The sequence below is a fragment of the Domibacillus sp. PGB-M46 genome (assembly GCF_022668875.1).
In the GTDB taxonomy this organism is placed as follows: Bacteria; Bacillota; Bacilli; order Bacillales; family Domibacillaceae; genus Domibacillus.
On sequence record NZ_JAKGCR010000004.1, the window covers coordinates 38051 to 58147 of the forward strand.

A 20097-nucleotide genomic window follows, 5' to 3' on the forward strand; every position below is an offset into this window, starting at 1 on the left:
GGGTTTTTTCTTTTGTTAAAAATGGAACAAACCCTTTCAAAATGCAACACCAATGGCTTCAAATCTGCTATACTAAACAACAAATCAGCTGTGAAAGAGGGAGTTATGTTGGAGATTTCGTATATTAAAGGCCACGGGTCGGGAAATGATTTTATTTTGATCGATGAGTGGACGAATGCATATACATTTACAGAAGAGAACCGCCGCGATCTTGCTTTAGCGCTTTGCGACCGGGAAAAGGGCATTGGAGCGGACGGAATTGTATTTGTGATGGAAAGCGCGCATGCCGATGCGAAAATGCGTATTTTCAACAGTGACGGTTCGGAAGCGTCTATGTGCGGCAACGGGCTTCGTTTGCATGGACGGTACGTGCTGGATAAACTTGGGGAAAATGAGATTGTCGTTGAGACAAATAAGGCCGACCTTTATGTGAAGCGGGACGGCGATATTTATGAAGGCGTGCCGGCGTACCGTGTTCAAATTTCACCGGTCCTGTTTAATCTTGCGGATTTACCAATGACGATCGGAAAAGAACGTTTGTTTGATGAAGTGGTGCCTGAACTGTCTGATTCTATCCGGTTCTCCGCGCTTGCCGTACCGAACCCTCACTTAATTGTTGTGGCAGACCGGGAGCTTATTGCTTCAGATGAGCAAAAACGGATTTCAGAAATGCTGAACGGGAAAAACGATATTACGCCAGATGGTGTAAATGTCAGCTTTGTGTATCCAATCCAAAAAGGAACGCTGTATGTGCGGACGTTTGAGCGCGGCGTCGGCTTCACCAATGCATGCGGTACAGCGATGTCCGCTTCTACGCTGACCACATGCCAGCTCGGTTTAAATGAAATGGAAACGCCTATTGATGTATATAACAACGGGGGAAAAGTCCGCTGCGAAGTGCATGTGCATGAAGACGGGCAGTACTCTATTGATTTAATCGGAAACGGCACGTATATGTTCGGCGGTACAATCAGCATTGACCTTGATACGCCGGCTCATTTCACCGTTCATAACCAGGAGGCGTTTGCTGAACAAAACGCCTATGAGCAATTACGCGAGGAAGTAAAATCGTATCTGGCTTCAACCGTTTTTTAATCCAGGAAGGCTTTCTGGATTTTTTGAACGGGCACGGAGTGAAAAACCTTTACAGCTAAGAAAGGAAGATTGCGATTGCAGCAAAAAAACCGGCGCGCCTATGCTTATTACGGCTCACTTGTACTGTTCCTCGTCCTGTTTACGTGGGGATTTTTCGAAGTGGTCGAGGCCCTTCAAAGAAATGAAGTGGCGGCGTTTGACACGAAAATTATCAACGAGGTGCAGTCCTGGATCAACGAAGGCCGGACAGCGCGGATGATCTTTTTAACCAATCTTGGTTCCGTCATGTTTTTCACCGTGGCAACCGGGGTTATTTCACTTTTTCTCGTTTTCCGCAAACGGTATGGATGGGCGCTGTTTTTTGTTCTGGTAAACGGCCTTGGCGGCGCGTTTAATCATTTTTTAAAAGGGCTGTTTCAGCGCCAGCGGCCGGATATTCTGCCGTTGATTGAACAGGGCGGCTACAGTTTTCCAAGCGGTCATTCTATGGGATCTTTTATTTTCTACGGGGCGCTTTCTTTTATGCTGTTTCGGCTTTTACACGGAAAGTGGCAAAAAACCGTATCAGCGCTTGCGGCCGGCTCTATGATTTTTTTAATCGGCTTATCGCGCATTTATCTCGGTGTTCATTATCCAAGTGACGTAGTGGGCGGCTTCTCCATAGGCGCTGCCTGGCTGTTTTTTTGGATTATGCTGTTTCATTTTACCGAATATCGGCTGGCCCGCCGGCTTTCTCCTCGTTGAGAAAGCCGTTTTTTTGTTTATAAGAGCCAATTTTTTGGCTGAATGAGCCGAAAAATCAGCTGAAACCCAAGCAACTCCCTTTAATGTCAGTATTTTCATTGTTGGCACAGTACTTGCAATAAAAGAAACAAATGACCAATTAAACAGAAGAAAGTGGGAGGCGGCCATCAGTATAGCGGTGACGAAAAAAGCATTTGAGCAGGCATACCGTTCTGTGAAACGCGGGGGCACACTTGTTGTCATCGGCCTTCCAAAGGATGAATTGCCAATTCCCATTTTCAATACCGTTTTAAATGGCGTATCTGTGAAAGGCTCCATTGTCGGAACACGTTTCGGCATGAAGGAAGCACTGGATTTTGCGGCACGCGGTAAAGTAAGAGCGCAGGTGGAAACGGCGCCGCTTGATGAAATTAATACCGTATTCGATAAAATGACACAAGGAAAATTCACGGCCGCATTGTGCTGACTTTGTAAGCGTCTCGGTTGACATTCAAGTAGGGAACCGTTATTTTGGAAATGTAAGCGTTTTATATAACAGTTTCCATCATTCAAAGGGGGAAGGGTATATGATTTACGCAAATCCAGGGCAGGAAGGATCAAAGGTTACATTCAAGCAAAGATACGAGAATTATATTAATGGAGAGTGGACAGCGCCGCTCGGCGGCCAGTACTTTGAAAATATCACGCCTGTTACAGGTGAAGTATTTTGTGAAGTCGCCCGCTCTCAGGCTGAGGATATTGAGCTGGCTTTGGATGCCGCCCATGCCGCAAAAGATGCGTGGGGGAAAACGTCGGCGGCCGAGCGTGCCAACATTTTAAATAAAATTGCCGATCGTCTTGAAGAAAACTTGGAAATGCTGGCGGTTGCGGAAACATGGGACAACGGAAAAGCGGTTCGTGAAACATTAAATGCCGATTTGCCGCTGGCCATTGACCACTTCCGTTACTTTGCCGGAGCAATCCGGGCTCAGGAAGGGTCCTTGTCACAAATTGACAATGACACCGTTGCGTATCATTTCCATGAGCCGCTTGGTGTAGTCGGACAGATTATTCCGTGGAATTTTCCGCTCCTCATGGGTGTGTGGAAGCTTGCACCGGCTCTTGCTGCCGGAAACTGTGTAGTCTTAAAGCCGGCTGAACAGACTCCAGCGTCTATTCTTGTATTCATGGAGCTGATTGAAGATCTGCTTCCGCCTGGAGTCGTAAACATTGTCAACGGCTTTGGACTTGAAGCCGGAAAACCGCTGGCCTCGAACAAACGGATTGCTAAAATTGCTTTTACCGGCGAGACAACAACCGGACGCTTGATTATGCAGTATGCATCGCAAAACTTGATTCCGGTCACACTAGAACTCGGCGGGAAATCACCGAATATTTTCTTTGAAGACATTATGGAAAAAGATGATGCATTTTTAAACAAAGCGGTTGAAGGCTTTGTCATGTTTGCGCTCAATCAGGGAGAAGTATGTACATGCCCATCCCGTGCGCTCGTTCATGAAAGCATTTATGACCAGTTTATGGAGCGGGTCATCAAGCGGGTGAATGAAATTAAAACAGGCAACCCGCTGGATACGGATACGATGATGGGGGCACAGGCTTCAAACGAGCAGATGGAAAAAATCCTTTCTTACCTGGATATCGGCAAGCAGGAAGGTGCTGAGTGCCTGACAGGCGGTGAGCGAAATACGGTCGAGGGACTAGAAAACGGCTATTATATTAAACCGACTGTTTTTAAAGGCAGCAACAAAATGCGCATATTCCAAGAAGAAATTTTTGGGCCTGTTGTATCGGTGACAACGTTTAAAGATGAAGCAGAGGCGCTTGAAATCGCTAATGATACATTGTACGGACTGGGTGCCGGCGTTTGGTCCCGCCATCAAAACCGGGCATACCGGTTTGGGAGAAACATCCAAGCGGGCCGCGTTTGGACAAACTGTTACCACCAGTACCCGGCACATGCGGCATTTGGCGGCTATAAGATGTCCGGCATCGGCCGTGAAAATCATTTGATGATGCTGAATCATTACCAGCAGACGAAAAACCTGCTTGTCAGCTACTCAGAAGATGCCCTTGGATTCTTTTAAATCAAAAAGGCGCTGCCGCTTTAGCGGCGGCGTTTCTTTCGTAGGAGGGAAAACAGGATGGTTGACCGCGTTACCGCAACACCGGCTGCTCTGGCTTTAATAGATCAATTGAGGAAAAAACACGGACCGCTTATGTTTCATCAGTCTGGCGGGTGCTGCGACGGCAGCTCGCCGATGTGCTACCCGGACGGGGAGTTTATAACGGGTGATGCGGATAAGAAGCTTGGCGAAATTGGCGGGGCACCTTTTTATATTAGTGAAGCCCAGTATGAATATTGGAAACATACCCAGCTTATTATCGACGTTGTAGACGGGCGGGGAGGCATGTTTTCTCTTGAAGGACCGGAAGGAAAAAGGTTTCTGACAAGGTCACGTGTATTTACAGAAGAAGAGAAGCGTGAACTGAATCAATAACCGAAAAAGCCTCTAGAAGTTTCATATTTCTCTTTCTTTTTCATGCAAGAAGTGTAGGCGGTTGAGACAAGAGCCGATAAGGCAGCGGGCGTGCAGCTTCGCTTTCCATGGGGCAGGCGCTGAGCCCATCTTTGCAGCACAGCTGCCCAGCCGGTCTCAGCAGGCCCGCTCGTCCCATAGGAGTCTTCGCTGCACACCCGCTGCCTATGCGGTTGGACAAAACTGTACAGTCTGACAGATACAATCACCAAAGCGGCAAGAAGAATATGTGGATACCCTCTTTGCTGCTCTTTTAAAACACATGGGGAAGCCGGCCGGACGAAGACTCCTACAGGAAGTACAGTGAGTCGGAAGACCCCGCAGCTTCACTTATCGGCTCTTTTTAAAAAACGAAAGACTTTGTCTACACAATTGAAGCCTCCATAGAAAGGAGGCTTTTTGGATTTTGGCTGCTGAGCCATTGACCATGTTACGTTTCATTTAAATAGCAGCGGATTTTCCGTTTGGAAATACCGAGCCGTTCAGCGGTCTTTACGCGGCTTCCGGCCGTTTCCCGGAGTGTTTTTTGAATAAACGCTTCGCCGCTCTTTTTTCCATCCCTTTCATTTCCTGTATCCGTTCATCAAGCGAAATGGCCTCGTTTCCTGTATATAAATCGGCTATGTAACCGGAAAACCGGCGCCATTTCTGATCAAATGACGGCTGGGGCGTTGCAGTCATTCTTTTTGGGAAAAGCGTTTCTGTCATTTTTTGCACCAGCATCTCCGGCGTAGCAAACGGCTCCTCTGGATAAAGCGCCGCCAAACGCTGCAGAAGATTCACAAGCTCGCGCATATTGCCGGGCCAGTGATACCGCATGCAAAATTTTTTCTGGCGTTTACTGTCCACAATGACCGAAAACCGGGAAACTTCTGATCCGGAACCCGCAGTTGTCGGTATCATTACGAGCGGGGGAAGAGGATGGAGGATACGGTCCACTCCCTCATAACCCCGAATATGCCCTCCATTTGTTACAAGAGCGGCGGCTGCTTTTCCCATATCAATCGGACTTCCGCCGCCTGCGCACATAATGGCAGCACACCCGTGTTCTTTATAAACACGGGCACAGGCTGCCGATTCGGCATCGGCTGGATTTACAGATACCTCATCAAAAAAAAGCTGCAAGTCCTGCGTTCTGACAGCCCGTTATTACAGGCTCCGTCCAGCCGGCATCCACAACGCCGCGGTCTGTTGCCGCAAGTCCGCTTCCAAAAATCACTTCGGGCGTCACAAATTTAAACATGCCGTTTACATCCGTTTCTTTCCTTGTTTGTTCTATCGTAACACTCCTGCGTATAATGAAGAAAAAGGAAATGAGGAAAGTGCATGTGTTTAATTGCCATTGCTCACCAGGTGAACACGGATAAACCACTCGTTGTAGCAGCAAACCGGGATGAGTTTTGGGAGCGGCCTGCCCTGCCTTCTCACTGGTGGGAAGAAGCGCCTATATTGGCCGGCCGTGATGTAGAAAGGGGCGGGGCCTGGATGGGGATTTCTAAAACCGGGCACTTTTGCGCACTCACCAATTACCGCGACCCGGGGGAAGAAGGAGGAGAAAAGCAGTCACGCGGCTATATTGTCCGTTCGTTTCTAGAAAGCAATCTGGAAACAGAATTGTTTTTGAAAGAACTCGACCGGGAAAAAAATCGTTATCCGGGTTTTAATGTGATTGCCGGTACGGCTGAAGCATTATGGGTGTACAGCAGCCGCTCCGGAAGCCGTCCATTTCGGCTGCCGCCGGGAATTCATGCGATCAGCAATGCTTTTTTAAATACACCGTGGCCGAAAATCGTAAGAATCAAGAAAAAAATGGCCCAATCAATGGACAGCAGAGAGAAGCTGTTTTCGATGCTGCAGGATGGAAGGACGGCAGCAGACGAAGACCTTCCAAATACCGGCGTATCTCCCGAGTGGGAACGGCTGCTGTCTTCTATTTTTATTGAAAGTGCCCACTACGGCACACGCTGCTCCACCGTTCTTGAAGTAAACAGCCGCAAGAGGGCCGTTTGGACAGAACGGACCTTTACACCGGGGCAGCCATTTGAAGAACGAACCTTTACATTTGATTTTTTCTAATAACATAATGTGCAAAATTCAAATAGAAAGGACAAAAGAAATGCCTCTTAAAAAAAACCATGATCCAAGAATGAATGCCCAGCTTATTGACTCTTATTTTAAAAACGGTGTTCCACTGTCGGAAGCTGTCCAGGAAACAGATGCGCTTTTTTTCGCTTCAGCAGCAAAGTGGAAGCCAGTTGAAGAAAGAAGGTCGCTGTTTGACCGGCTCAAACGGTTATGGACCAGAGGTGAAGAGCCGCTGAAGCTGCATCACACGCTTGTTGATGAAACAGGCGCTTATCCGGACTGGAAGCCAGTATTAGACCGGGAATACCAGGTACTTGAAGAACGGGCCGCCCATACCGTTTACGTAAAGCCGGGAGAAGACATTCAGGCAGCTCTTGCCGGAGGAGGCAAAACGGTTAAACTCTCAGAAGGCACGTACATCGTGGATGAACTGCATGTGCCGTCTAACACCATCGTCAAGGGAGCGGGGGCAGGCAAAACGATTTTAAAGCTGCGGGATACGGCGCCAAAAAGAAGCTTTGTGATCACAAATGAAAATCATGTAAAAGGCAATCATCACATATTAATAGAAGGCATGACGCTCGACTGGTCGCTTGAACGGCTGCATCCGGATGAAAAATCAGCAAGCGGCAATAACCGCTCAAGCTGCGTAACCTTTGCAAATGTGGCCTACGGCTGGATACGAAACTGTGACGCCATCAATCCCGGCCTTCACTGCTATGATGTGTCTTCAACGTTATACGATTATTCAGGAGACGGGCACCGTGCCCGGGGCGGCAGCCGTTTTGTCTGGATTGACGGATGTACGGGTTCTGGCTTTGGGGATGATGGGGTTACAACACACCACAGTGATTATATTTTAATCTCTAATTGTTTTATGTGTGACCCGTCGGGACGAAGTCATAAAAAAGGCGTTTCCAATTCGAATGGCTTTGAAGTCGACGACGGATCACGCACCGTCTGGCTCATTAATAATGTGTCGGCCCGCTGCTTCGGCGGCGTTGAAATTAAAGCCCATGCAACCAGTTCAGCAGCAGCGAATGTTCATATTATCGGCCACCTGTCTGAAAACGATAACCGGTCATACAATTTCCGGCATATCGGCCATCATACAGCGGAAGATCCGGATTCAAAAACAGCCCGCTTTATCACTGCCACACGGATCGTGTCCATTCGGCCTGTTTACACAGAGCTGTATACTGTATCAAAGCCGCGTGTTTTGACTGTGTCCGCTTACCGTCATGTGGTGGTAAACGGGCTGCGCGCGATCGGTGATCCGGCTTATGATTATAAGAATCTGCCTATCGCGGGTATTCAATATAAAGCAAAATATGTGCATATTCGGGATATAGAGATGCGTGATTTTGCGACGGCCGGGGCTGCGCTGAAAGTTTTTGGCGGCGACAACAGAGCTGATTATGTGACGATAGAGAATGCCCGCTTTGCGAATTGCGGACCATGTCCGCTCTCGATTGCAGTAGATATAAAAAGCGCCTCGCCGAAAAACACGACAACCGCTTGAAACGAGCGGTTGTTTTCTATAATATAAGAATTGTATGAAAATATTGTTTTATTAAAAAAATAATTCTGTTTAATTTCCAAAAGAGAGGGTTGTATTCCACCCAAAAGACCGATATAATGTCTACTATACAAAAACAAATGTACATCAGAAAAATACATAGTTGAGGTGACGTTTAGGATGAAGGAGAATGTAAAAGTAGGGTTACTCGGTCTTGGAACAGTCGGCACAGGTGTTGTCAAGATGATTCAGGATCATCAGGAGCAGCTTGCTCACCGCGTTGGCTGCTCGGTTGAAGTAACAAAAGTATTGGTTAAAAACGTAGAGAAAAAGCGTGAAGTAGAATTGCCAAAAGAGTCCCTCACACTTGATCCATATGAAGTGATTAACGATCCTGACGTAGATGTGATCGTGGAAGTAATGGGCGGCGTAGATGAAACAAGAAAATTGCTGCTTGATGCATTTCATCAGAAAAAACACGTGGTCACGGCCAACAAAGACCTTGTCGCGCTGTACGGTTCAGAGCTGATGAAAGCAGCGGCTGAAAACGGCTGTGACTTTTACTACGAAGCAAGCGTAGCCGGCGGTATTCCTATTATCCGCGGTCTTGCAGACGGACTTGCTTCCGATAAAATTAGAACGATGATGGGAATCGTGAACGGGACAACGAACTTTATCCTGACGAAAATGAACAAAGAAGGCATGTCATACGAAGCCGCACTTCAAGAAGCACAGGATCTTGGCTTTGCAGAAGCAGATCCGACTTCTGACGTAGAAGGGCTTGATGCTGCACGTAAAATGGCGATTCTGGCACGCCTTGCTTTCTCAATGGATATTGAACTTGAAGACGTAGATGTGAGCGGCATTTCAAAAGTATCAGACAGCGATTTAAAGCACGGCCAGACACTCGGCTATACAATGAAGTTAATTGGATATGCAGATCAGCAAAATGGCGGAGCTGAAGTGAGCGTTCAGCCAACGTTTCTATCAAACAATCACCCGCTCGCATCAGTAAATGATGAATTTAATGCTGTTTACGTATACGGAGATGCGGTCGGTGAAACGATGTTCTACGGACCAGGAGCCGGCGGACTTCCAACAGCAACATCAATCGTAAGTGACCTGGTTGCCGTTATTACCAACATGAGACTTGGTGTAAACGGAAAAAGCATTACCGTACCGCAATTTGAAAAGCAGCTGAAATCATCAGAAGAAAAATTTGCGAAATACTTTATTCGTCTTCATGTGCAGGATGAAGTGGGCGCGTTTTCTGAGCTTACAAAGCTGTTTTCAGCCAACGGCATCAGCTTCGAAAAAATTCTTCAGCTGCCGCTTGAAGAAGAAGGTGTAGCTGAAATTGTAATTGTGACACATAAAGCATCACATGAAAGCTATCAAAAAATGCAAGAACAAATTAAAGATTTGGCGGTTGTTCGTTCAATTGAAAGTTTCTACCGCGTTGAAGGAGAAGGAGCATAATCATGGCAAAATGGGAAGGTTTATTACATCAGTACAAAGAATTCTTACCGGTTACCGAAAATACACCGGCACTTTCATTAATGGAAGGAAACACACCGCTTATTCCACTTGTGAACATTTCTAAAAAATTAGGTGTGAACATTCATGTTAAAGTAGAAGGTGCCAATCCGACCGGCTCCTTTAAAGACCGCGGTATGGTTATGGCTGTCGCCAAAGCAAAAGAAGAAGGAAGCAACACGGTCATCTGCGCGTCAACAGGGAATACCTCAGCGGCCGCAGCTGCTTATGCATCCCGCGCTGGAATGAAAACAATCGTAGTGATTCCAGAGGGCAAAATTGCTCTTGGTAAATTAGCGCAGGCCATGATGTACGGAGCAGAAATTGTTGCGATTGAAGGAAACTTTGATGAAGCACTGGCGATGGTCCGCAATATCAGTGAAAAATCACCGATCACTCTTGTGAATTCAGTAAACCCATACCGGATCGAAGGGCAAAAAACAGCTGCGTTTGAAGTATGCGACCAGCTGGGACAAGCACCAGACGTTTTAGCGATTCCAGTTGGAAATGCCGGCAATATTACGGCATACTGGAAAGGCTTTAAAGAATACAATGAAAAATTCGGCACAGGCCTTCCACGCATGCACGGATTTGAAGCCGAAGGAGCGGCAGCGATCGTTCAGGGTGCACCCATTGCACAGCCGGAAACAGTCGCAACGGCAATCCGTATCGGCAACCCGGCCAGCTGGAAATTTGCAGAAGCAGCGCGTGATGAGTCTGGCGGTAAAATCGATTTTGTAACAGATGCAGAAATCCTAGAAGCGTATGAAATGATGACACGCGAAGAAGGAATTTTCGCTGAGCCGGCTTCAAATGCTTCTATCGCTGGTATCATCAAACACGTAAAATCAGGTGAAATCGAACAGGGAGCAAACATTGTCGCTGTACTGACTGGAAACGGCTTGAAAGATCCGCAAACAGCGATTTCTCAAATCGAGAAAAAACCAACAGTTCTGCCAAACAATGAAGAAGCGGTGTTCAGCTTTATCCGTGGAGTGGTCGAGGCATGATGTCTTCCGGCTCTTTGAAAGTGCCGGCATCAACGGCCAATTTAGGGCCTGGATTTGACTCGATCGGCCTGGCTTTTAACCTTTATTTAACGGTGGACGTCAAGCAGGCGGAGGAGTGGGCATTCTCCCACGAATCCGATCTGCTTGCCGGTCTTCCGGAAGATGACCGCCATTTAATTGCGGTTGTAGCGAAGAAAACAGCCGCCCTGCGCGGCGTCGAGATGACGCCGGTAGAAGCCGTGCTGAAAAGTGAGATTCCGCTTGCACGCGGGCTTGGAAGCAGCGCAGCAGCGATTGCGGCAGGTATTGAGATTGCAGACCGTTTTGCAAACCTGGGATTATCAGATGAAGAAAAATTAAACATTGGCGATCAATTTGAAGGGCATCCTGATAATATTGGTGCGTCTTTGTTTGGCGGAATGGTATGCGGCGTGTCTCTTGGCGGGCATGCCGAACTATTGACACTTCCTGCACCAGATGTAGACCTGGTTGCACTTGTGCCGCCGTATGAGCTGAAAACCGAGGATGCCCGTAATGCGCTGCCTGATTCGTTCAGCCGGAAAGATGCGGTTTTAGCGAGTGCGGTTTCCAATATGCTTGTTGCGGCTTTTATGCAGCATGATTATGAAACAGCAGGACGCATGATGGAGCGTGATGTTTTTCATGAGCCGTACCGTGCTGCACTCATTAAAGAATTTCATCCGGCACGTACACTGGCAAAATCATTGGATGCTTATGCAACGGTGATCAGCGGTGCAGGCCCAACCGTGCTGACACTTGCCCCGCGCGGCAAAGGTGAAAGCATTGCGGCGGCATTCCGGGAGCAGTTTTCAGATTGTGATGTTTTACAGTTAAATGTAGAAGCAAATGGCCCAGTGTGGCAGTAAAAACCGGCGGAGCGTTCCGCCGGTTTTTTTGCATGAAAAAGGGCAGATAAAGGAGTTGACATTTTCGCAAAACACTTTATAATTGAAATTGATATTCATTCTCATTAACCCCCTCTTATGAGTATGAATTGAACATCCGACTTGTGACGGCTTTCGAGCCGTCTTTTTTCTTGCAAAAAACGCCCATTTCTACTACCGTAGAAAAAGATGAAAGGGGCGATGAGCATGAAAATGAGAGTATCAGCCGTGCAGTATCACCTGCACACTATTGATTCATTTGATGAATTCGCAAAACAATGCGAACACTACATAAAAACGGCGATGGAATTTGAAGCAGAATTTATCCTGTTTCCGGAGTTCTTTACAACACAGCTTTTGTCCATCGGCGATGAGAAAACGGGTGAAGCGCTCCAAATTACCGATCTGCCGCTGTTTACAGAAAGGTATGAGCGGCTGTTTTCAGGTTTTGCCAAAGAATATGACGTCCACATTATCGGCGGCACGCATGTAACAGAATGGAAAGGCGGCATTCAAAATACGGCGTATTTGTTTTATCCGGACGGATCGTATCAAATGCAGTCGAAATTGCATATTACACCGGCCGAAGTAGAAGGCTGGAATATGCAGCAGGGCGAGACGTTCCGCATTTTCGAAACGGAAAAAGGAACCATTGCCATCCTGACCTGCTATGATATTGAATTTCCTGAAGTGGTCCGCATGGCAAAAGCAAAAGGTGCAGATGTGATTTTTTGCCCGTCTTGTACAGATGACATGCACGGTTTTCACCGTGTCCGCTATACGAGCCACGCCCGGGCAGTTGAAAACCAAATTTATGTGGTCGGCGCCGGCACGGTCGGCTCACTGCCAACGGTTGACTTAATGCGGTCGAATGTCGGGCAGGCGGTCGTGATTTCACCGAACGACATTCCATTCCCGCCGGGCGGCATTGTCGCAGAAGGGATTATGAATGATGATATGATTATTACAGCTGATCTGGATTTAGCGCTTTTGTACGAAGTGCGCAAAAGAGGGTCCGTTACCACATGGCGTGACCGGCGGACAGACCTATATCCAGATTGGTGGGATCAGGATTGACCTATTACCAGGAATATTTTGCGTTTCAGGATAAAAAGCCGATAAAAGCCATTCTCCGTAATTATACGAAGCAGGACTTTAATGGATTGCTTGATGTGCAAAGGGCGGCTTTTCCGCCGCCATTCCCGCCGGAGCTATGGTGGAATACCGGGCAATTGCAAAATCATGTTGACCTGTTTCCGGAAGGAGCACTTTGTGTCGAAATCGAAGGAGAGATAGCCGGTTCGATGACCGCATTGATCATTCAATACGAGCCCGGCGATACACATTCATGGGAAAAGGTAACGGACAATGGATATATCCGTAATCATAATCCAGACGGCAATACGCTGTATGTGGTCGATATTTGCGTCAAGCCGGCTTTTCGAAAGCTGGGCCTCGCGAAAAAAATGGTCGAGGCCATGTACCAAACCGTTGTTCACTTAAATCTTGAACGGCTGCTTGGCGGCGGACGGATGCCCGGCTATCATCTTTATGCAAATACGCTCACTCCAGAGCAGTATCTACAAAAGGTCATCTCCGGAGAGATTTATGACACAGTCGTTACGTTTTTAATGCGTGCCGGCCGCGTGCCCATCGGCGTTCTGCACGATTACCTGGATGATGAGGAATCCAAAAACTGTGCAGCTCTCATGGAATGGAAAAATCCTTTCCGAAAGGGTTGATATTTTAAATTGATTGTATTATGATAATAATCAGTCAAATAACAAAGCGTTGAAGAAGAAGAGTAGCGCTGTGAAATGCTAAAGAGAGCCGGCGGTTGGTGCAAGCCGGTGCGGGAAACAGTGTGAATGGGCTTCTGAGCTCCGGACCGAACATAATGAGTAGGCTCCGGCGTCCGTCTTACGTTACAAGGAACAGGCAGAAATGAATTCTGCTGTTAAAGTGGGCTGCAGTTTGCGGCCAATAAAGGTGGTACCACGGCTCCCCGTCCTTTTAGTGATGAGGGGGCCTTTTTGTATATAAAAATACGTTGATCGGAAAAAGTAAAGCAGACAAGCGCGTTAAAGAGAGCCGGGATGGTGGAAACCGGTACGAAGCCTCTGCTTGAATGGGTCCGTGAGTGGCAGCTTGAACGAGAAAGTAGAGCGCCCGGCAGCCGGCCGTTAACCGGATTTTAAGGGGAAGCATTTGCTTCAACGAGAGGTGGCACCGCGGGAAACCGTCCTCCATAGATGATGATCATCTATGGAGTTTTTTTATGCCTTGAGAGGAGAATGGAAGATGAATTTACAAACAACGCTAGCCTACAAACTAAAAGAAATCGAAGGGGATATGATTACACCGATCTCTATTTACCGTCTGCTTTCCGGCTCCCAAAAAATGCTGTTTGAATCATCAGCTAAACATGAAGAAAGCGGGCGCTACTCTTTTATTGCAGTAGATCCAATCGCCGAGTTCAAAGCGGATGCAGCCGGATATGAATTGAGCAAAAAAGATGGAACAAAAGAAACCGGGTCGGGCAAATTTATGGACAAGCTCAAGTCTATTATGCCTGTTCAGGAAGAGCAGCCATATCCGTTCCCATTCTTCGGGGGAGCAGCCGGCTACATTGGCTATGATACGGTTTTCTTTGAGGAAAAAATTGGCAAGCCGCTCACAGATGAGCTCGGCATGCCGGATGTGCACATGCTGTTTTACGATACATTCGTCGTTTACGATCACTTGATGCAGCGTGTAACGATTGTTGCAGTTGACTTGTTCGGCGGCCGGACAGAAGAAGAAATGGAAACGGCGATCGAGACGATTTACAATGATATTCATACCGGCCAAAAGCCGGATAGCGGGCAGGAAACACAGGCACTTATGTTCCGCTCGAGCCTTGAGCGGAATACCTTCTGCCAAATGGTTGAGCGGGCGAAGGAGCATATCATTCGCGGAGATATTTTCCAGGTCGTTCTTTCCCAGCGCTTATCTTCTCCGTTCGAAGGCGATCCATTTACGCTTTACCGCCGTCTGCGGACGTCTAATCCGTCGCCGTATATGTTTTATATTGATTTTGAAGGCTATACCGTTCTTGGAACATCGCCAGAAAGCCTTGTAAAGGTAAGCGGCCGGACGGTTACAACCAATCCAATTGCCGGCACACGCCCGCGCGGCAGCTCGCCGGAAGAAGATGCGCGCCTGGCAGAGGAGCTGCTCGCAGATGAAAAAGAAATCGCCGAGCACCGTATGCTTGTGGACCTCGGCCGTAACGATGTAGGAAAAATTTCTGAAATTGGTTCTGTTACACTCGATAAATATATGAAGATTGAAAGATATAAGCACGTCATGCATATCGTCTCTGAAGTATCGGGCGAATTAAAAGAAGACTATCATCCGCTTGATGCCCTAACCGCCTGCCTGCCTGCCGGAACTGTATCCGGTGCACCGAAAATCCGCGCCATGCAGATTATTAACGATTTGGAGCCGGTAAAACGAGGCGTTTACTCGGGTGCAGTCGGCTATTTATCCGCAACCGGCAGCATGGACTTTGCGCTGGCGATCCGTACGATGGTGATTAAAGACGGCAAAGCGCATGTACAGGCTGGCGCAGGAATTGTATACGATTCAGTGCCGGAAACCGAATACGAAGAAACCATGCATAAAGCAAAAGCATTACTGGAGGTGCAAAAATGATTTTATTGATTGATAATTATGACTCTTTTACTTATAACCTGTATCAGCAAATCAGCCGGATCGGCAAAAACGTCCGGGTTGTGCGAAACGATGAAATAACGATTGATGAAATTGAAGCTCTTGAGCCGGAAGCGATCGTCATTTCTCCTGGACCTGGCACACCGGAAGAAGCGGGCATCTCCATTGATGTAGTTCATGCTTTTTACCACCGCATTCCAATACTCGGCATCTGCCTTGGACACCAGGCGATTGCGGCCGCATTTGGAACGGATATTATTCAGGCAAAAACAATTAAACACGGCAAGCTCTCGATGGTCCGCCATGAAGGAAAAGGGTTGTTTGCAGCTGTACAGGGCCCGGTTCCAGTCATGCGCTACCATTCTTTAGTCGCGGATCCGAAAACGCTCAGCTCAAAGCTTGAAGTGATCGCAGAATCGGTCGATGACAATGAAATTATGGCGCTCCGCCACAAGGAATATCCGGTATTTGGCCTGCAGTTCCATCCGGAATCAATCGGTACGGAGACCGGGGACGAGCTGATTGCTGAATTTTTCCGTTCTTACCGGAAAGAGAAAAATATGAAAAAGTATTTATTGAAGCTTGCAGAAGGCCAGTCTCTTTCATTTGATGAAATGACGGATGCGGTTGAAGAAATTTTACAGGAAGATATTTCTGACAGTGAAATCGCTGCATTTTTAATGGCGCTGAAAGCAAAAGGCGAAACGGTCGATGAAATTGCGGCACTGGTGCATGTGCTTCGCCAAAACGCGGTATCCACCCGCACTGCCTGGAAAAACGTCATGGACAACTGCGGAACGGGAGGCGACGGCTCTCAAAGTTTTAATATTTCGACGACTTCTGCTTTTGTACTGGCCGGTGCGGGCGTCACAGTCGCGAAACACGGCAACCGGAGTGTATCGAGCAAAACCGGAAGTGCCGACGTGCTTGAGCACCTCGGCGTGTCACTGGACTTTGTAGCGGGTGAAACTGATAAACTTTTAGATGAAAACGGGATTACGTTTTTGTTTGCCCCGCATGTTCATCCGAAAATGAAACGGATTATGAAGGTGCGGCGCGATTTGAAAATCCCAACTATTTTTAATTTGATCGGACCGTTAACCAATCCGGTTCAGCTCGATTCACAGCTGCTCGGTATTTACCGTCGTGATATGCTTGAGATGATGGCAGATGTGTTAAACCGGCTTGGACGCAAGCGAGCCGTTGTGCTGAATGGTGCCGGCTACATGGACGAAGCGTCTTTAGCAGGGGAAAACCATCTGGTTGTGCTTGAGGGCGGCGAGGTAAACAAAATGATTATTACACCGGAATCTGTCGGCCTGCCTGCTTATTCACTCGATGAAATTAAAGGCGGCGAAGCAGTTGAAAATGCACAAATTTTAAAGCGTATTTTAGAAGGGGAAGAACAGGGTGCCTGCCGGGATACGGTTCTCCTCAATGCCGGCATTGGATTGTTTGCCTGCGGAAAAGCGAAAACGGTGAAAGAAGGCGTAGATATGGCAAGAGAAAGCATTGACTCGGGTGCTGCACTCTCGAAGCTGAACTACCTTGTTAATTACTCGAAATCCAGACAGAAAGAAGCGGTATTCGGATGACAACCATTTTAGATAAAATTATTGATAAAAAAAGAGAAGAAGTGACCCTGCTGAAAACAGCCGGTCTGTCTTACTCGGCGGACCGGAAACCGGTTTCGTTTTATGAACGAATTGCCGCTTCCAAGACAATGGCACTGATCGCGGAAGTAAAAAGGGCATCGCCTTCAAAAGGGGATATCAATATCGGTGTGGATCCTGTCCAGCAAGCATCTATTTATGCCGAAAACGGTGCAGATGCTGTATCGGTTTTAACGGATACTCCCTTTTTCAAAGGAACGATGAACGATTTAGAAGCGGTAAAAACAAGAATTGAGATTCCTGTGCTGAACAAAGACTTTATCATTGACCCGATCCAGATCGACCGTGCTTTTGCATCAGGCGGGGATATTATTCTATTAATTGCAGCGGCGCTTGAAGACGAAGACATGAAGCGTCTGTACACACACGCAAAGGAAAAATCGCTTGATGTGCTTGTGGAAGTACACGATGAAGCGGAAATGGAACGGGCACTCCGCCTTGGCGCAAACTTGATTGGGATTAACAACCGGAATTTAAAAACATTCGATATTGATTTGGCCGTGACAGAGCGGCTGCTGCGTTCATATGGACGGGAAAACGCCTTTTTTGTTTCCGAAAGCGGTATTCAGACAGCGGATGATGCCGTCCGTATGAAAGAAGCGGGGGCACGTGCTCTGCTTGTGGGGGAAACATTAATGAGAGCGGGTAATGTTGGGGAAACGGTTCGCTCACTGAAGGTGGGGCTGTAAATGAACGTAAAAATTTGCGGCATTCAATCCTTTGAAGCGGCGAGCTGGGCCAGGGAAGCGGGAGCGGATATGATCGGCTTTGTTTTTGCGGAAAGCAGCCGGAAAATTCCTTCCGAATTCGCACGCCAGCTTGCAGAAGCAGTAGGCTCGGATGTAAAGAAAGTTGGCGTTTTTGTCAATGAATCTGAAAAAACGATTCGCTCGATTGTTGAAGAAGTTGGACTTGATTATGTACAGCTGCATGGCGATGAAACAGCCCAATTTGCGCGCCGGATGCCGGTGCCCGTCATTAAAGCTTTTTCTGTCAAAGACGATCTTTCCTTTGAAGAAATGTTTGCCTTCCCGGCCGACTATATTTTAGTCGACAGCCCGCCCGCTGCGTTCCGGGGTGGAAGCGGCCGGACGTTTGACTGGTCCGTTTTAGAAAATCCAGGTGTAGATAAATCCCGCTTGATTTTGGCAGGCGGTCTGCATCCTGATAATATTGAGGAAGCGGTCCAGTCGGTTGGTCCATTTGCGGTTGATATATCAAGCGGGGTCGAAACCGATGGACGAAAAGATGAAACAAAAATATTTCAATTTGTAGAGCGTGCGAAAGGAGCCCATCAATCATGAGTAAAGTATATAATCAGCCGGACGAAAAAGGGCATTTTGGAGAATATGGAGGCCGGTACGTACCGGAATCCCTCATGCGTGCCGTAAAAGAATTAGAGGAAGCTTATCAGTCAGCGATGAAAGACGAAGCATTTTTATCCGAGCTGAACCGCTATTTAACCGATTATGTCGGACGTGAAAATCCGCTTTATTTTGCCGAAAATCTAACGAAAGCAGCAGGCGGCGCGAAAATTTATTTGAAGCGGGAAGATTTAAATCATACAGGCGCCCACAAAATCAATAACACGATCGGACAAGCTTTGCTTGCTGTAAGAATGGGCAAGAAAAAAGTCGTAGCCGAAACCGGTGCCGGCCAGCACGGAGTCGCAACAGCAACTGTATGTGCGCTTTTAAACCTCGAGTGCGTCATTTTTATGGGGGAAGAAGACATCCGCCGCCAGGAGCTGAATGTGTTCCGAATGGAGCTTCTTGGCGCGCGCGTTGAAAGTGTTTCCCAGGGAAGCGGCACGCTGAAAGACGCTGTTAATGAAGCGCTTCGCTACTGGGTAACGAATGTTGAAGATACCCACTATATTATGGGCTCCGTGCTGGGTCCGCATCCATTCCCGCAGATTGTGCGCGATTTCCAGGCGGTCATTGGGCAGGAAACAAAAAAACAGCTGCAGGAAAAAGAAGGGCGCCTCCCGGATGCTGTTGTAGCCTGCATTGGCGGCGGCAGCAACGCGATGGGTATGTTCTATCCATTTATTGAAGATGAAAGCGTGAAAATGTACGGTGTTGAAGCATCCGGCAGCGGAGTTGATACAGACAAGCATGCTGCATCCATGACGATGGGCAGCGTCGGTGTCTTGCATGGCAGTAAGATGTATTTGCTGCAGGATGAAGCAGGCCAAATTCAAGAAGCTCATTCGATCTCAGCCGGTCTTGATTATCCGGGTGTCGGACCGGAACACAGCTTTTTAAAAGATTCCGGACGGGTCATCTATGAACATATTACCGATGAAGAAGCACTGGAAGGATTTAAAGCACTGACAAAAACAGAAGGCATTATCCCGGCACTTGAAAGCTCTCATGCGATTGCGTACGCCCTGAAGCTTGCACCGAAAATGAATCAAGACGAGATTATTGCCATTTGTTTATCCGGCCGCGGCGACAAAGACGTGGCGCAAATTAAAGAGCGGTTTGAAAGAGAGGGCAAGCAGGCATGACCAAGTTTAAAATGGCCGAAGCATTTCAAAAAGTAGAGCAAGAAGGAAAAAAAGCATTCACCGCTTACATTATGGCGGGGGATGGCGGGCTTCACACACTAAAAGACACCATTTTGCTTTTAGAGAAGTCCGGCGTAACCGTGATTGAGCTGGGTATACCGTTCTCCGACCCTGTCGCCGACGGCCCTGTTATTCAGGAAGCCGGCAAGCGGGCGCTCAAAGAAAAAGTCACCCTTACTCAAATTTTGGGAGAGCTTGCTTCCTTTAAAGAAGAAATCAGCGTACCGATTGTGATTATGACCTATGCAAATCCAGTGTTTAAAGTAGGGGCAGAGCGTTTTGCCGAATTGTGCGAACAAGCAGGTGTGTCAGGCGTGATTATTCCGGACGTGCCAATGGAGGAAGAAGCGGAGTTTCGGGAGCCGCTGGCGAAGCGGGACATCGCGATGATCCGCTTTGTGACACTAACCAGCTCGGACGAGCGCATCGCCCAAACGGTGAAAGATGCAGAAGGGTTTATTTACGCGGTCACCGTTAATGGCATTACCGGTGCACGTGCCGGCTTTGCAGACGATCTCAGCGTTCACTTGTCCCGTATTGCGGAGCAAAGCCCTGTCCCGGTTCTGGCCGGATTTGGTGTATCGTCCAAAGAACAGGCAGAAACGCTGGGCGCAGCATGCGGCGGCGTCATCGTCGGCAGTAAAATTGTCCAGCTGCTTCATGAAGGAAAAGGCGAGGAAATCAAACAGCTCATCCCTTAAATCCCT

At 47.8% G+C, this 20097-nt stretch carries 20 protein-coding genes, 1 pseudogene and 2 other annotated features; of the genes and pseudogenes, 18 read left to right on the forward strand and 3 right to left on the reverse strand.

Features of this window, described 5'->3' with window-relative positions; genetic code table 11:
- Positions 1 to 108 precede the first annotated feature (108 nt).
- The 5 genes and pseudogenes from dapF to L2D08_RS06075 all read left to right on the forward strand — a co-directional run bounded on the left by dapF (position 109) and on the right by L2D08_RS06075 (position 4337).
- Positions 109 to 1095 carry a diaminopimelate epimerase gene (gene dapF, locus L2D08_RS06055; protein WP_242233168.1) on the forward strand — a complete coding sequence of 329 codons (987 nt, stop codon included), beginning with the start codon at positions 109 to 111 and terminating at the stop codon, positions 1093 to 1095.
- A 75-nt stretch (positions 1096 to 1170) separates the two neighbouring features.
- Complete coding sequence (locus tag L2D08_RS06060) at positions 1171 to 1839, forward strand: phosphatase PAP2 family protein (RefSeq protein ID WP_242232858.1); 669 nt, start codon at positions 1171 to 1173, stop codon at positions 1837 to 1839.
- 160 nt (positions 1840 to 1999) lie between these two features.
- Positions 2000 to 2313, forward strand: a pseudogene (locus tag L2D08_RS06065) (zinc-binding dehydrogenase); the annotation flags it as partial.
- A gap of 92 nt (positions 2314 to 2405) precedes the next feature.
- Complete coding sequence (gene adh, locus L2D08_RS06070; protein WP_242232859.1) at positions 2406 to 3923, forward strand: aldehyde dehydrogenase; 1518 nt, start codon at positions 2406 to 2408, stop codon at positions 3921 to 3923.
- Between the two features lie 57 nt (positions 3924 to 3980).
- Positions 3981 to 4337, forward strand: coding sequence for a DUF779 domain-containing protein (locus tag L2D08_RS06075; RefSeq protein WP_242232860.1), 357 nt, complete (start codon positions 3981 to 3983; stop codon positions 4335 to 4337).
- A 469-nt stretch (positions 4338 to 4806) separates the two neighbouring features.
- Here the strand turns inward: L2D08_RS06075 and L2D08_RS24445 are convergent, their stop codons facing one another.
- From L2D08_RS24445 to L2D08_RS24025, 3 genes are read right to left on the reverse strand one after another with little or no spacing between them, the layout of a single operon-like run.
- Entirely contained in the window at positions 4807 to 4908 is a 102-nt protein-coding gene (locus L2D08_RS24445) for a helix-turn-helix domain-containing protein (RefSeq protein ID WP_375337567.1), read from the reverse strand.
- Complete coding sequence (locus L2D08_RS06080; protein WP_242232861.1) at positions 4869 to 5501, reverse strand: iron-containing alcohol dehydrogenase; 633 nt, start codon at positions 5499 to 5501, stop codon at positions 4869 to 4871. The genes L2D08_RS24445 and L2D08_RS06080 overlap by 40 nt, the downstream gene beginning before the upstream one ends.
- A complete protein-coding gene (locus tag L2D08_RS24025; RefSeq protein ID WP_255821856.1) occupies positions 5485 to 5619 on the reverse strand; it encodes a hypothetical protein in 135 nt (44 codons plus the stop codon). The genes L2D08_RS06080 and L2D08_RS24025 overlap by 17 nt, the downstream gene beginning before the upstream one ends.
- Positions 5620 to 5702: 83 nt before the next feature.
- Between L2D08_RS24025 and L2D08_RS06085 the strand changes: the two genes are divergently transcribed.
- The 13 genes from L2D08_RS06085 (at position 5703) to trpA (ending at position 20091) form a co-directional block, all read left to right on the forward strand.
- Positions 5703 to 6452 carry an NRDE family protein gene (locus L2D08_RS06085; RefSeq protein WP_242232862.1) on the forward strand — a complete coding sequence of 250 codons (750 nt, stop codon included), beginning with the start codon at positions 5703 to 5705 and terminating at the stop codon, positions 6450 to 6452.
- 40 nt (positions 6453 to 6492) lie between these two features.
- Positions 6493 to 7983 carry a polysaccharide lyase domain-containing protein gene (locus L2D08_RS06090; RefSeq protein ID WP_242232863.1) on the forward strand — a complete coding sequence of 497 codons (1491 nt, stop codon included), beginning with the start codon at positions 6493 to 6495 and terminating at the stop codon, positions 7981 to 7983.
- Positions 7984 to 8160: 177 nt separating this feature from the next.
- Entirely contained in the window at positions 8161 to 9459 is a 1299-nt protein-coding gene (locus L2D08_RS06095) for a homoserine dehydrogenase (RefSeq protein ID WP_242232864.1), read from the forward strand.
- Positions 9460 to 9461: 2 nt separating this feature from the next.
- Complete coding sequence (gene thrC / locus L2D08_RS06100; RefSeq protein ID WP_242232865.1) at positions 9462 to 10526, forward strand: threonine synthase; 1065 nt, start codon at positions 9462 to 9464, stop codon at positions 10524 to 10526.
- A complete protein-coding gene (gene thrB / locus L2D08_RS06105; RefSeq protein ID WP_242232866.1) occupies positions 10523 to 11413 on the forward strand; it encodes a homoserine kinase in 891 nt (296 codons plus the stop codon). The genes thrC and thrB overlap by 4 nt, the downstream gene beginning before the upstream one ends.
- Positions 11414 to 11638: 225 nt before the next feature.
- On the forward strand, positions 11639 to 12508 hold the full coding sequence (locus tag L2D08_RS06110) for a carbon-nitrogen hydrolase family protein (protein ID WP_242232867.1): 870 nt from the start codon (positions 11639 to 11641) through the stop codon (positions 12506 to 12508).
- On the forward strand, positions 12505 to 13173 hold the full coding sequence (locus tag L2D08_RS06115) for a GNAT family N-acetyltransferase (RefSeq protein WP_242232868.1): 669 nt from the start codon (positions 12505 to 12507) through the stop codon (positions 13171 to 13173). Before L2D08_RS06110 ends, L2D08_RS06115 begins: the two co-directional genes overlap by 4 nt.
- A 40-nt stretch (positions 13174 to 13213) precedes the next feature.
- Positions 13214 to 13447: a binding site (T-box leader), on the forward strand.
- A 25-nt stretch (positions 13448 to 13472) separates the two neighbouring features.
- Positions 13473 to 13681, forward strand: a binding site (T-box leader).
- A gap of 51 nt (positions 13682 to 13732) precedes the next feature.
- Positions 13733 to 15127, forward strand: coding sequence for an anthranilate synthase component I (gene trpE / locus L2D08_RS06120; RefSeq protein ID WP_242232869.1), 1395 nt, complete (start codon positions 13733 to 13735; stop codon positions 15125 to 15127).
- On the forward strand, positions 15124 to 16740 hold the full coding sequence (locus L2D08_RS06125) for a bifunctional anthranilate synthase component II/anthranilate phosphoribosyltransferase (RefSeq protein ID WP_242232870.1): 1617 nt from the start codon (positions 15124 to 15126) through the stop codon (positions 16738 to 16740). Before trpE ends, L2D08_RS06125 begins: the two co-directional genes overlap by 4 nt.
- Positions 16737 to 17507 carry an indole-3-glycerol phosphate synthase TrpC gene (gene trpC, locus L2D08_RS06130; protein WP_242232871.1) on the forward strand — a complete coding sequence of 257 codons (771 nt, stop codon included), beginning with the start codon at positions 16737 to 16739 and terminating at the stop codon, positions 17505 to 17507. Before L2D08_RS06125 ends, trpC begins: the two co-directional genes overlap by 4 nt.
- Entirely contained in the window at positions 17508 to 18122 is a 615-nt protein-coding gene (locus tag L2D08_RS06135) for a phosphoribosylanthranilate isomerase (RefSeq protein WP_242232872.1), read from the forward strand. It abuts the gene before it with no gap.
- Entirely contained in the window at positions 18119 to 19330 is a 1212-nt protein-coding gene (gene trpB, locus L2D08_RS06140) for a tryptophan synthase subunit beta (RefSeq protein WP_242232873.1), read from the forward strand. The genes L2D08_RS06135 and trpB overlap by 4 nt, the downstream gene beginning before the upstream one ends.
- Positions 19327 to 20091 (forward strand): tryptophan synthase subunit alpha, encoded by a 765-nt coding sequence (gene trpA / locus L2D08_RS06145; RefSeq protein WP_242232874.1) that lies wholly within the window; start codon positions 19327 to 19329, stop codon positions 20089 to 20091. Before trpB ends, trpA begins: the two co-directional genes overlap by 4 nt.
- Positions 20092 to 20097: the final 6 nt, after the last annotated feature.